Consider the following 14,030-nt stretch of genomic DNA (forward strand, 5'->3'; position numbering starts at 1 on the left):
TCGGATGGGAATCCAATGTTATTAAAATTAAAGTGGTTATCAAGTCGGAGGAAGGCACCTTAGGGTGTCTTTTCTTTTTAAAATATATAAGCGCACCATCCCTTTCCTAATAGAGGCCTCCCCTCATGCCTCCTTACAGGGAGAATGATAAGGCTTTTTTTATTTACCCAATTACCGAGCTCTCAAATTTTTTAAATAGTTACAATACATGTATTGCTTCAATAACATATGATCATTCTTAAGAATGTCATTGAAGTGTACCAATAGATGTTAGTGCAGCAAAATAAATTGTGCTATGATGTGAGCAAATATAAAGCTATCTAACGGAGGGATTCACATGCCGCATGTTGTGTTTCGTGGAATTACTACTGAACAATTAAAACGCATAAGCAAGCCATTAGTAGAAGAGCTCGCAGAGATTTGTGAGTGTGGTACGGATAATTTTACGTTGGAACTACCAAGTTCTACGTTTGTATTCAATGGAGAAGAAATAGAAGCGTTTCCTCTTATTGAAGTGAAATGGTTCGAGCGTGGACAGGAAATTCGTGATCGATTTGCCAAGGCCATTACTACATATGTAATGGATTTTGGACTTCCAGAAGTAGAGGTTGTATTTACGGTTTTCACAGAATCAGCGTATTATATTAACGGGAAGCATTGTGCAAGTTAGAGCTATTTGAAAGATTTTTGTAACATTTATAAGGGGTAGAACCACATTGCCATCAAGCTAAGAAAAGCAAATATCCAAAAACAAAAAAATGAACTGAATTCTCATAGACAACTAACTGTGAAGAGATAAAATTTTTGTTTTGGGAGACATCAAAATATTAGCTTGATGGATATGTATTGTGACCTCTAGTAGAACAAGATCATCGCTTTATAAAGAAGCGAATCCGTTCTGTGCTAGGCCCTAAATCTTTTGACACAGCTACATCCATTCTTTCTGGAGTAGAAGCCATGCATATAATTAAAAAAGAACAGATTGCTTTACGGAACCAGTCTGTACAAAATCAAAAAGAATTCATCCATCAATTTTTTGGACTTGCAACATAAGATACGATTCCGTTAGGAATATATATGCTTTATTCTCTTTTGTTTTATTTTTGCACCAGAACCATAATTCTAAAGGACTTCATTTAAACTCATCATACGGTGGATTATTAAGTGGATTCATAACTTTGAAGCCTAATACTACATACATACTGTCCGCATCTGGAAAAGTAACTACTCCTGGTTCAGAAGTGTCCCTGCTAGCATTTGTTAATGCAATTGGCCCAACTAGTTTGGAATTTACTTCCTCACAGTATGAACAAAAATCGGTCGAATTTACTACTCTAAATTCTAGTAATCCAAGTGAATTCTACATTTATAATAGTGCCGCGTTCAGCTTTGATGTCTATCTTGATAATATCGTACTAGTTGAAAAGTATCCATAATAAAACATATATTTCTATCATTGACACATGAAAGCAATTCTAGAAATGAGCCGCCATATGCCTATAGACTTGAGACTTTGAAATGTATCCAAAACGAAGTTTGTTCTTTCTACATTTATTTATGGGAATTCAGTTCGTTTTTTCATTTTGAGGAACAATGAATTTCTTAAATTGATGGCAATGTGATGGTATCCTTAAAAGTCGCGACTTTATTTAAAAGCGACATTAAAAATATTCTTCAAATCCTGGAAGCATAAGCTTGCAACCAAGTAAAAAAGCGCCCTGTTTACAAGACGCTTCACTTCAACCTAATGACTTATATTGGCACTTGGATATAATGTTGTTCCTCCAATTGAAACTTTAATTTCATTTGTTAATGGAACATTTTGTTCATTAATAATTGTTCTCCACCATTCCCATGCAAGACCTGTACATTCTCTTGCTACGACTTTTACATTTTTTGCATTCGATGGAAGTGGTATGACTGTATTGAAATGAGCAGTTCTGTCTCTGCCGTTTCCTTCCCAAGTTTTATGGGTTAGTACTTCTTTGCCATTTTGATCATATGAGAATTCATCCCAAGATACATCAAATTGAGCAACATATGCACCGTAATGATCAAGCGTCATTTTCGCACTTGAATATTCTGTAGTTGTCGTCTCGATATAATCTGTATTGTTATGAACAGCAGCAGTTGCGTTATCTTTTAAGAAAGTGCTTGTATATGAAATTGGGTATGCTGGATTTTTAGAACTTAATTCTGCATTATCTTTAATGATATTTCGGATTTCATTAAAATCTTTTGTAACAACCTTGTTATGCTCTTTTGCATCTCCGCCTAATACCACAGCGGTAAAGGTACTGTCTTCAAAAATATCTTTGTACTGTCCACTCGCTTCAACGCCTTGCCCCTTAATTAAGGCTTTAAAGGCAGCTTGTACATCTTTGCTCTTAGATGATGTTTCTAATTTCACATAAACTGTTCTACCATAAGCTACATTTGACACCATAACAGGCGGAGCCGCATTACTTACCCCTTTACGAGTTAGCTCATCAAAAGTAACACTATTATCAAAAAGATCTGATGGATTGTTAGGTAGTTCTGCACTTACGGTATAAAAGATTTGCTTATATGCCGCAACCATCACTTTTTTCTCTCCATCTGCAATCGCTTTAAAATCAATGTTCAGTGAATTGTCAAGATATTTAGCGTTAACATTAAGAGCACTTGCTATTTGAGATTTACTATACACCATAGATTCTGTATACTGCATTCTTGCAGGTAACGTATGTGTTTTTGAATACTTTTCATTCCAAGTAGATACTAATTCATCTACTGCTCCAGACACATTACCATATGTAGGATTTTGAACAGTAATTGTATTTTCTTTTCTCATGCCAGGTAAGTCTATACTAATATTCAAAGGTTTTCTCTTAGCCACTAATAAACTAGGTTGATTATCTGCAAAAGCTTTATTTGCAAGTTGTACTGCCCCTGGATAAGTACGATTAGCCACAGAATCAATAATCGAAATATCGACTGGTGAAGTTGTAAGTGATTTTTTCTCGCGTTCAACTACTACAAATTTACCATTTGAATTTGTACTTTCTTTCGGAACAAAACTCTCCACTTTATCACCATTTACTGCTAAAACCTCTTGATTATTATACTTAAGATTTCCTATGCCAGTATCAATGCCACTAGCATTTTTTGATGCATCAGCTGAATTACTTGTTTTTGTTTCAGCGAAGGAAATAGATGAATAATTAATAGTGCATAAGCCAATTGATAAACATGCTAGTAATTTTATCGCCTTAGTATTTTTCTTGATTTTCAAAAAAACAACCCCTTCCTTTTTTTTCGTATGATTCATGTTATCTCTCCCTTTCTTTCATCATTTCTATAAAATCACCAAAAATAGAATTACACTGTACATGGCTTATACTTTTACTTTGGAATAAAATCACTTTTGTTATATTTATCTTAGTTTAAGTATCTTTCAATACACTTTCATAACTGTTACAAAAGTCTTTCATTAATTTTATTTATAAATGCAATAATTTTGTGATTATAGACTGTTTTTTAATAAAATATCATATTATTAAAATAATAAGATAATAATAATGTTACTTATAATTTTACTGAACTTATATTAGCGTAATCTTTTCCTTTCTTAGTGGTCATACCAGTTATGGTTTTATTAAATCATTAAAATACCAATTCGTAAATAGCAGAATTTTGTCGATTATATCAAAAAAATTCAATGTTGAGCATTAACGAAAATTAAAATATTATATTAAAAAAATAACCATTTAATTTCATTTAAGTAATTACAATTGTTATGACTTGATATATCAGGTGAAAAAATAACTATTTTAATCTTAGAAAAGTGTTTAATGGAAATTAAATAATATTAATATAATTCAACCGCAATCCTAATATTAATTACCTTTATTTGGATATGTAAAATTACATCAAGATATAGGTTTAAATAAGACACGGTCTTATAAATAATTAGCTGTAGAGAAAGAAAAAGTTTGAAAAAAGCAAAAACAGGTTGGTAAATGAGGAACAAGGTTTAGAAAGTAGCTAGTAATTATTGAAGTTCATTGTATGTTGAAAAGGCGGAGCCTCTTTGCAGACTTTTCCTTTGTTTATATAGGGGGTTCTGGTGCAAAAATAAAACAAAAGAGAATAAAGCATATATATTCCTAACGGAATCGTACCTTTTGAAGTGATGAGATGTATTTTAGGGGTATCAAAGTTTCTTAAGTTGATTGCATGTATAAGTGCTCTCTTTTTTAAAAAATATATATTAATAAAATCAGGTAATACTTTAGAAATTCTTTAAATTTATTTAACTTTACTTATCCTTATATATTATTTAATATATTTTAAGTAAAAGTATTGGATTTAATATTATTAAAGCGGAGGTTTACATGAGCAAAGGAAAGCCCAATAAAACAAAGAAAGATAAAGTTACTTTTAGATTAAACGCACTGTTTTTTTGTGTGTTTTTACTATTTTCGACTATTATTCTTCAGTTAGGAAAAGTACAACTCGTTGATGGAGAATCTTATAAAAATATAGTTGAAAAACAAGAAAACGAAACCATTAGTGTCCCCGTTCCACGTGGACAGATTTTTGATCGAGAAGGTGAAAAGGTTGTTAACAATAACGCTATTCGTGTCATAACGTACACAAGAATGAAAGGTATACAATCCGATGATATTCTGAAAGTAGCTAAAGACCTTTCAAATATAATTGAAATATCCGAAGAAGATATAAATAAATTAACTGAAACAGATAGAAAAGATTTTTGGATGCAAATGAATAAAGAACAGGCCCAAAAAAAAATAACGAAACAAGACGAAGAAAAACTTAGAGCAAAAAAGATTGAGGGAAAAGGGTTTGATAATAAAATAGAAAAATTGAGACGAGAACGTGTCACTGATGAAGAACTAAGTAAATTAACGCCAGAAGACCTAAAAGTATTAGCTATTAAAAGTAAAATGAGTTCAGGATATCAAATGACACCTCAAGTTATAAAAAAGAACGCAACCGAGAAAGAATACGCAATAATAAGTGAGAATTTAGAAAGATTCCCAGGGGTAGATGCAACAACAGACTGGGATCGTAATTATGTAAATGGGGATTTATTCCGTTCGGTATTAGGAAATATTACAAGTGCTGAAGAGGGGCTTCCAAAAGAAAATTTAGACTCTTATTTAGTGCGTGGTTACAATCGTAATGATCGCATTGGAAAAAGTTATATTGAACAACGATATGAAGACGTATTACATGGAAAAAAAGCTGAAGTTCGAAATATTACTGACAAAGAAAAAAATATTACTCAAACGGAAATAATTTCCAACGGGAAAAACGGAAAAAATTTAACATTAACAATCAATATGAAATTACAGAAGCAGGTTGAAGAGATTATTGAAAAGCGTTTAAAAGAGTTTAAAGGTTCAGAACCACTATTAGACCGAGCGTTTGTTGTAATGATGGATCCAAAAACAGGTCAACTTTTATCCATGGCTGGAAAAAAATTAGTGAAAAAAGATGGGAATATAAAAGTAGAAGATTATGCTTTAGGTACATTGACTAGCTCTTATGAGCTTGGATCTACCGTAAAAGGAGCTACACTTTTAACAGGATTTGAGACAGGTTCCATAACGCCAGGAACATATTTTCATGATGCACCAATGCATTTTAAAGGAACAAAACCCAAAAAATCTTGGAAGGATTTTGGAAGTATTGATGACCTACGAGCGTTACAAGTTTCATCAAATGTTTACATGTTCAATACAGCTTTAAAAATTGCAGGCATAAATTATGTACCTAATAGCTCATTAAATATTACAGCAGCTACATTTGATAAAATGAGATATTATTTTGGACAATTTGGTTTAGGTGTTCCAACAGGTATAGATTTACCAAATGAAGCTATTGGACAAATGAGTAAAGAAAATTATCAGCCAGGTTTCTTACTAGATTTAGCTATTGGACAGTATGATACGTATACACCATTGCAGTTAGCACAATACATTTCTACTATTGCAAATGGGGGATATCGAATGAAACCACAGATTGTGCAAGAGATTCGAGAGCATACAGTGAAAGAAGAAGAGATTGGAAAAGTTGTACAATCCATGGAGCCAGTTGTATTGAACCGTGTAGATATGAAAAAAGAATATATTGATCGAGTACAAGAAGGTTTCAGAAGAGTATTTCAAGAAGGTGATGGAACGGGTGTGCGTTATTTCCAAAAAGCTTCTTATAAACCGGCTGGTAAAACAGGAACAGCACAAACAGTTTATGGAGGAGATGATCCTGTTGGTAGAGATGAACAAGGGAAAAGAATCCGCTGTTATAATTTAACTTTAGCAGGATATGCTCCATATGATAACCCGGAAGTCGCATTTTCTGTTGTTGTACCATGGGTATATGATGATAAAGGTGGAATTAATTCAATGATTGGTAGAGACATTTTAGATGCATACTTTGAATTAAAAAAGGATACAGGGGATAATACCCCTTCTCAAACAAATTAAATAAAGCGAATGAAGATAATAAAAAAATGCCCCCTACATTAAAACTTAGTAGGCGGCATTTTTTATAAAATTATTAATAAGGAATGGAACCATATGTTATCTGAAGAACAAGAATATAATCTTAATTTAAAGTTTTTTCTATTTGGTATGTTGATGTTTTTGTTGTTATTTTTCAATTTTGATTTTTATAAAGTAAAAGGAAATTCCATGTACCCCACTGTACAAGATCAAGAATATATATTAGTAAATAGAGCAGCTACAACAATCTGCCCATTATATCATGGGCAGATTGTTGTTATAAAAATACCGAATGATTCCAATTATTACATAAAAAGAATAATTGGTTTGCCCAATGAAACAGTTAAAATGGTTAACGATTCCGTTTATATAGATGGGGAGAAACAAGAAGAACCTTATGTTTACAAAGATTTAATTAATAAAACTGAATTTCTCTCCAACTTTAGCGAGAGGAAAGTGCCTTCAGGCAAATTATTTGTAATGGGAGATAATCGTTATAAAAGTATGGATAGTCGAAACGGTCTAGGGTATATAGATAAAACTAGTATAGTAGGAGTGTTAGCTTGCAATTTTTGGCTTTTTTGAACTACCCCCACTTTCACTTCGTTTAGAAGAGGGGGATTCCTAAGTAAAGAGTTCTATCGAACTCTAATTTATTAGGCTATCTCCACAGTCCTTGCGGTTAGAAGCCTTATCGCTTCATTCTTTAGATTGATACTTGCGTTAATATCCCTATCATGGTGTGTAAGGCAAGAAGGGCAGTCCCATTTACGTAGGTTTAGATTTTTAACGTCTTTGTTTTGATATCCACAACAAGAGCATAATTGGCTTGAAGCAAATGTTTTCGATACGACAATGACTTGTTTGCCGTACCATTTTGCCTTATATTCCAACATAGTTCGAAACTGTGACCATGATACCTCACTAATTGCTTTTGCTAACTTATGATTCTTTAACATATTAGATACTTGCAAATCCTCTATACCAATAACATCGTGGTTTTTGATGATTTCAGTTGAGACTTTGTCCAAGTAATCTTTTCTAGCATATAAGAATTTAAAATTAATACATTCTACAATTTTCCATAAATCCCCTTGTTGGAGTATAGACCCATCGCTATCAAGCTAACAAAACTAAATTTTCTTAAAATGAAAAAATACGCTATTCTTTCTGTAGAATCATAGGAAAGGATGGCGTTTTTGGTTCTGGTGCGAAAACTTCAAGATAATTGCAGGTAATCTCTAAATCTTGGACATACTGATACTATTATTCTAAAAAAGGTGCGTGATCAGTATGGAAAAGCGAAATTTATTCAAGTGGAAACATTATCATCATGATATTATTTTGCAAACAGTAAGATGGTACCTACGGTACAACTTGAGCCTTCGTGATTTGGTGGAAATGATGGCGGAACGGGGCTTATCAGTTGCTCATACAACGATTATGCGTTGGGTTCATCAGTATGGTCCTGAATTAGACAAAAGAATCCGTCGTCATCTCAAGCAAACCAATGACTCTTGGAGAGTCGATGAAACATATATCAAAGTAAAGAGTCAATGGATGTACCTGTATCGTGCTGTCGATTCGAAAGGAAATACCATTGATTTTTACCTAAGCAAAGCAAGAAACCACAAGGCTGCAAAGCGATTCTTCAAGAAAGCTTTGCAGCCTTGTGGTTTCTGAGCCTCGTGTCGTGACAGTCGATAAGAATCCAGCTTATCCTATAGCAGTTGAAGAATTGAGAAAAGAAAAAAAGATGCCATTAGGCATCCAACTAAGGCAAGTGAAATATCTCAATAACATAGTGGAACAAGATCATCGATTTATTAAAAAGCGAGTTTGTTCGATGTTAGGATTGAAATCCTTTCGCACAGCTACATCCATTATTTCTGGAATAGAAGCTATGCATATGGTAAAAAAAGGGCAACTTATTTTACTGGACAAGTCTGTCCAAAATCCAGTGAAGTTCATCCATCAACTATTTGGAATTGTTGCTTAAGACTAGATTCCACTAGGAAACTTTTCGCCTCTTTATATCTTTCCTAAGTATTTGCACCAGAACCACAATTAATACGAAAACAGGCAAAAACAAAAAAGTATTCAACAGAATGTCACGATTTTATTGTAATATTTCTGCTATACTATATATCTAATTATAAAATTAAATGGATTTAAGGAGAGAAATTTATGAAACAGAAAAAGATTGGTTTACTAGTATGTGCACTTATCATGTCCTCAATTTTATCGGCTTGTAGTAGTAAATCTAATAAAACTATCAATGAGAACCAAAAACAAGTATTAAATTTAACAATATCTGAAGAAATGCCTTCTTTAGATACCGCAAAAGCCATGGATGGTACATCATCACATGTGATGCAAAATATATTTGAAGGATTATATGTACTCGATAATCAAGATAGGCCTATTCCTGGTGTAGCAAAGTCATTTGAGAGAAGTGAAGATGGGAAAAGATATACATTCCATTTGCGTAAAGATGCTAAATGGTCAAATGGTGAAATGGTAACAGCACATGACTTTACTTTTGCTTGGAAACGAACATTAAGTCCTGAAACAGCATCTCAATATGCATACTTACTATTTTATATAAAAAAGGCAAAAGAAATTAATGAAGGTATAGTGGCTGCTGATCAGTTAGGAGTAAAGGCATTAGATAATCATACGCTAGAAGTAGAACTAGAACAGCCTGTTCCATATTTACTGCAATTATTAGCACTGCCTATTTATTTACCGCAGAATGAATCGTTTGTGAAAGAACAAGGAAATAGTTATGGTTTAGAACCAAATCATCTTATATATAATGGAGCATTTGTGTTAGAAAAATGGAAGCATGAACAAGAATTTCAATTGAAGAAAAATAATACATATTGGGATAAGGAACAAGTGAAGTTAGAGGCTATAAATTTTCATATTGTAAAAGATTCAATGACGGCCTTAAATTTATATGAATCGGGTAGTATTGATCGTGCTCCTGTTAGTGCAAAATTTGTAGATAAATACAAGGGCAAAAAGGAATTACATATGAAAAAAGATTCTGGGATAGCTATGTTACGTTTTAATGAAAAGAACACTACGTTAGCAAATAAAAAAACCAGACAATCTATTTCTTTAGCACTAAATAAAGAGGGAATTGTGGATCACTTTATCAATAATGGTGCAACACCTGCAGAAGGTCTTATACCAATAGGATATAAGAATGAAACAAATGGAAAAGATTTCCGTCAAGAAAATGGTGCTTTTGCTGTGTATGATTTACAAAAGGCGAAACAAACTTGGGAAGTTGCCAAAAAAGAACTTAATACAGAAAATGTCACACTTGAATTTTTAACATTTGAACAAGACAATGCAAAACATATCGCAGAATATATAAAAGGAGAACTTGAAAAACATTTACAAGGCTTAACGATACAGATTAAACAGCAACCATCTAAACAAAAATTGCAACTTGAACAAACAGGACAGTATGATATATCTATGGTAGGTTGGGGACCTGATTATAAAGATCCTATTAGTTATTTAGAATTATTTACGACAGATAATCCAAATAATAAAATGGAGTATTCAAATTCTAGTTTTGATGATCTTATAAGTAAAGCTAGACATGACGTTGTATTAGATCAACAGAAAAGATGGGATTATTTACGAGAAGCAGAGAGAGTATTGTTAGAAGATGCTGCTGTTGCTCCGCTTTATCATACTGGTTTAGCATATGTGCAAAAGGAGTATGTAAAAGGAATTAAAAAGCATCAATTCGGTGGTGTATATACCTACAAAAATGCTTATATAAATAAAAAATAAAATAAAAGAGAATAAAGTGCATATATCCCTAACAGAATTGTATTTTATGCTACTAGTCCAAACAATTGATGGATGAATTCTTTCTGATTTTGAACAGATTGGTCCCGTAAATCAATCTGTTCTTTTTTGATCATATGCATGGCTTCAACACCACTCAATATAGAAGTTGCTGTTTTAAATGACTTGAATCCCAGCATAGAACGCACGCGTTTCTTAATAAAACGATGATCTTGTTCCACTATATTATTGAGATATCTAACTTGCCTAAGTTGTATGCCTTCAGGCATATGTTTCTCTTCTTTTAACTCTTGAATCGCTACAGGATAGGCAGGATTCTTATCTACTGTTATCACGCGAAGTTTAGAAACGTACGAAAAAGCCAAGGCTTTCTTGAAAAAGCGCTTGACTGCTTGTTTATCTCTTGATTGACTTAGATAAAAATCAATTGTATAACCTTCTGAATCGACTGCACGATATAAGTACATCCATTGAGCTTTTATTTTGATATATGTTTCATCGACTCTCCACGAGTCATTTGTTGGCTTAAGATGATGTCGTACTTTCTCTTCTAGTTGAGGTCCATATTGATGAACCCAGCGCATAATCGTTGTGTGCGCAATTGATAATCCTCTTTCTTCCATCATTTCCATCAGGTTACGAATGCTCAAATTGTACCGTAGGTACCACCTTACTGTTAATAAGATTAGTTCAGGCTGATAATGCTTCCATTTAAAGAAATTCTCCTTTTCCATACTGATCATGTAAAGTGATAATAAAGTTATTGAATTTTGTTATGAAATATATAAAAGCCTTGCACATTTTATTGTACTAAGGCTCTTTAAAGTTGTTTAATTTCTATCCATTTAATTGCATTTGCACTCAAAAATCAATAATAAAGTTATTTAATCCTTATTGAGCTAAAGCACCTGTTAGTTGAAGAACAACAAAATGAACTGACAAGCAACAGATATGGAAATTTGGCTAAAAAAGTTATCGATTGTATTTACTTGCTTGATTCGCAAACCGAATTGCTCCTAATTAGCCAGTCTTTGATTAGTTCTTGTACTATTTTACGTTTTTCTATTTGAAGCATGTGACCAGCACCATCTAAAATGGAAAACGTAGCATTCGGAAATTTTTCTAGAAGAAAAAGATGATCTTTATAACCACAGATTGAATCTTGTTTCCCTAGAATAATGAGTACAGGTTGTGTAAGTGTACCTACATCATTAAGCGGTTCTTCAGAAAGAAAATACCCTTTCTCTCTCCAATTTGACATTAAAAAATTTTTATTAGCTAATAATCGTCCAGGTTGGATTTCGTTTAAAAAGTAGTTAAGGTTCTCTTTATTTTGATAATTCATCAATGTTTCAAAAGCCATTCTTATATCAGAATCCAATTCTGTTAATAAATCTTCATCTTTTGTAACAACTATTTTTTTAGGAAGATCCCTATCTTTCAAATGAAGTGAAGTAGCCAGCAAACAAATACTCTTTACATTTTTATGTCTATGGTGCAAAACACCTTATGCCAAATATCCTCCAAATGAAAAACCAATAAGAGAAAATGCTTGGTTAGGAATTGTCATATCAATAAAGTTCAAAATATTTAAAAGCATATCATCTGAAGAGTTGAAATTTTCGTCAATTAAACTTCGACCGTGAGCAGGTAAATCTATATATATCCTTTGAAAACCCTGAATCTTATCAAAAATTGGCTCTATCCAGGCTTTCATAGATTTATGGTCTGTACCCATTGAATGCATTATTAATATTGGAAAGCCATTCCCTACGATTTCATAATAAATACTACCCTTTGCAACTAAGCAATCCATCGGTATTTTTCTCCCTATTCATATCAATTTTATCCAACCTATTTTATGTCAACCTACTATGATATAGTTCTGTACTAAGTTGAAAATACCTTTTGACCGCTTGAAAGAAAGATTTTTAAATAACTTTATTATTTTTTAAATGACTATGTTGTGAATTAAACAACTTTATTGTCATTCTACAGATCACACACCTTTTGTAGAGTAGTAATATCAGTATGTCCAAGTTTAAGAGATTTTTTGCACCAGAACCTTCATTTTACCTTATTTTTCGTTAATTAAGAATATTAATCTCATAATCAACAAGTATATCTATATTGTGAAATTCGTTGTAAATGTTTAAAAAATCGAATGTAAACTTTTATCCAAAAGTTTATATTTGTACATATTAATAGTTTGGTGTCGCATAGATCGCAAAAGTTTCCCCGATTGAGAATGCCCCCCAAAAAATAACACCTACAAACATTTGTAGGTGTTATTTTGATCTATTTAGGATTGTAAAATTTCTCGTATTTCTTCTATACTTAACTTCGTGAACTTTGCAATGTCCTCTACTGACATTCCATTTTTATGCATACCACTAACTAATTGAATACGTTCAGCGAGCTTTCCTTCTTCTCTTCCTTTTTTTATCCCTTGTTGTTCTGCATGAGCAAACTTTGCAGCCTCATCCATTAATGCTTTTTCCCTTGCTTCATAGGCTTGACGGAAAGAAGAATCTTGACTCATACGTTCCCACTTATTCATTGCCTTTTGTAAAATTGGATCTTGTTTCATAGCAATATCCTCCAATGTTTTGGTTAAGTGTTCATCTTCATTCGCTGGAAGTAATAATAACCAACGAACGAACGAATCTTCCCAGGGATTTACTTGTTCATTACGCCATTGTTGCATTAACTTCGGAATTTCAATAATATGCACTTCTATATCATCACTCAATACCTTTTGTTGTTGCTGATTCCACAAGATTCCTGTTGTATGAAACGCTTCATATTCTGGAAACATCACAAAGTTTAACAAATTGATGGTAATTGTTTTATGAAGTGAGCTATATGGCATTCCTTTTTTTAATTGAGAAGTGTATAACCTTCCCCAATAATACAAGCTTCGTTTAATCATATCGTGATTGTTATTCAGCTGTATTTCTACATTTATCTTTGTCCCCGTATCTAATGTCGCTGAGATATCTAAAATCGATAATTTATCTTCTTCATGTTCTCGATGCAAATGTGGATCTTCTAACTGCAAGGATATAATCGGTGATTCTAAAGAATCATGTAACATAGCATTTAAAAAAGCAACCAGAATATCCTCGTTCCCACTTGTACCAAATAATTGTTTAAATGCAAAATCAATACGTAAATTCACTAATTGTTGGTTGGACATGGGCTTCCTCCCCCTGCCTTATACTATTTCTTTCCCTTATTGTACATAAAATGAAAGTAAACATGCAAACAGGATTTTATTTGATTCCAAGCTGAGATGGCTGCTGGTATCTATGAACAAAAAAATATAGAAAGAAAAAAATAAATATAATAAGGGAATGCAAGTATACTAATCTATACTGCATTCCCTTATTGTAATTGTATATCCACTATATTTGTATTCTTCCTTTTCCAAAATTAAAAAACTAACATCCGAATTTCTTAGTTTTCACCTCTTTCTAGATTCACTCTATTGTAATGCAAACTCCTCATTAAATATCCAATCTATTAGCTATCGCCCCCCTATAAACCATAATAACTTTTAAAATAGTAACCCCAACTGTTAAACAACAAATAAAATTTTTACAAAAGAAAACAACTTGGATAAAAACAGGTTGTTTTCTTTTATAGGGTAGAACAAAGAAAGAGCGGAAAAGCAATACACAA

8 protein-coding genes and 4 pseudogenes are annotated in these 14,030 nt (G+C 32.5%); 7 read left to right on the forward strand and 5 right to left on the reverse strand.

Annotation, left to right across the window (positions count from 1 at the left end; all coding sequences use genetic code 11):
- Positions 1 to 337 precede the first annotated feature (337 nt).
- The 3 genes and pseudogenes from Q3V31_RS26060 (at position 338) to Q3V31_RS26070 (ending at position 1,436) form a co-directional block, all read left to right on the forward strand.
- Positions 338 to 670 (forward strand): DUF1904 family protein, encoded by a 333-nt coding sequence (locus Q3V31_RS26060; protein ID WP_001120967.1) that lies wholly within the window; start codon positions 338 to 340, stop codon positions 668 to 670.
- A 185-nt stretch (positions 671 to 855) separates the two neighbouring features.
- Positions 856 to 1,053 (forward strand): annotated as a pseudogene (locus Q3V31_RS26065) (IS6 family transposase); the annotation flags it as partial.
- A gap of 125 nt (positions 1,054 to 1,178) precedes the next feature.
- Positions 1,179 to 1,436: a hypothetical protein gene (locus tag Q3V31_RS26070; protein WP_329767482.1), complete on the forward strand. Its 258-nt coding sequence runs from the start codon at positions 1,179 to 1,181 to the stop codon at positions 1,434 to 1,436.
- A gap of 308 nt (positions 1,437 to 1,744) precedes the next feature.
- Here the strand turns inward: Q3V31_RS26070 and Q3V31_RS26075 are convergent, their stop codons facing one another.
- Positions 1,745 to 3,310 carry a thiol-activated cytolysin family protein gene (locus Q3V31_RS26075; protein WP_329767483.1) on the reverse strand — a complete coding sequence of 522 codons (1,566 nt, stop codon included), beginning with the start codon at positions 3,308 to 3,310 and terminating at the stop codon, positions 1,745 to 1,747.
- A gap of 1,066 nt (positions 3,311 to 4,376) precedes the next feature.
- Between Q3V31_RS26075 and Q3V31_RS26080 the strand changes: the two genes are divergently transcribed.
- Positions 4,377 to 6,494, forward strand: coding sequence for a peptidoglycan D,D-transpeptidase FtsI family protein (locus Q3V31_RS26080; RefSeq protein ID WP_329767484.1), 2,118 nt, complete (start codon positions 4,377 to 4,379; stop codon positions 6,492 to 6,494).
- A 93-nt stretch (positions 6,495 to 6,587) separates the two neighbouring features.
- Complete coding sequence (gene lepB, locus Q3V31_RS26085) at positions 6,588 to 7,097, forward strand: signal peptidase I (protein ID WP_090814643.1); 510 nt, start codon at positions 6,588 to 6,590, stop codon at positions 7,095 to 7,097.
- Positions 7,098 to 7,168: 71 nt separating this feature from the next.
- Here the strand turns inward: lepB and Q3V31_RS26090 are convergent.
- A pseudogene (locus tag Q3V31_RS26090) lies at positions 7,169 to 7,558 on the reverse strand (RNA-guided endonuclease TnpB family protein); the annotation flags it as partial.
- A gap of 247 nt (positions 7,559 to 7,805) precedes the next feature.
- On the opposite strand from Q3V31_RS26090, the pseudogene Q3V31_RS26095 reads away from it, so the two are divergent.
- A pseudogene (locus tag Q3V31_RS26095) lies at positions 7,806 to 8,511 on the forward strand (IS6 family transposase).
- Positions 8,512 to 8,699: 188 nt separating this feature from the next.
- Positions 8,700 to 10,328 (forward strand): peptide ABC transporter substrate-binding protein, encoded by a 1,629-nt coding sequence (locus Q3V31_RS26100; RefSeq protein ID WP_090814636.1) that lies wholly within the window; start codon positions 8,700 to 8,702, stop codon positions 10,326 to 10,328.
- 44 nt (positions 10,329 to 10,372) lie between these two features.
- Here the strand turns inward: Q3V31_RS26100 and Q3V31_RS26105 are convergent, their stop codons facing one another.
- The 3 genes and pseudogenes from Q3V31_RS26105 to Q3V31_RS26115 form a co-directional block, all read right to left on the reverse strand.
- Positions 10,373 to 11,080 carry an IS6 family transposase gene (locus Q3V31_RS26105; RefSeq protein ID WP_098425884.1) on the reverse strand — a complete coding sequence of 236 codons (708 nt, stop codon included), beginning with the start codon at positions 11,078 to 11,080 and terminating at the stop codon, positions 10,373 to 10,375.
- Positions 11,081 to 11,331: 251 nt separating this feature from the next.
- Positions 11,332 to 12,162, reverse strand: a pseudogene (locus Q3V31_RS26110) (alpha/beta fold hydrolase).
- Between the two features lie 486 nt (positions 12,163 to 12,648).
- Positions 12,649 to 13,545: an Rpn family recombination-promoting nuclease/putative transposase gene (locus Q3V31_RS26115; RefSeq protein ID WP_090814593.1), complete on the reverse strand. Its 897-nt coding sequence runs from the start codon at positions 13,543 to 13,545 to the stop codon at positions 12,649 to 12,651.
- Positions 13,546 to 14,030 lie beyond the last annotated feature (485 nt).

The organism is Bacillus nitratireducens (genome assembly GCF_036320425.1).
Lineage (GTDB): Bacteria > Bacillota > Bacilli > Bacillales > Bacillaceae_G > Bacillus_A > Bacillus_A nitratireducens.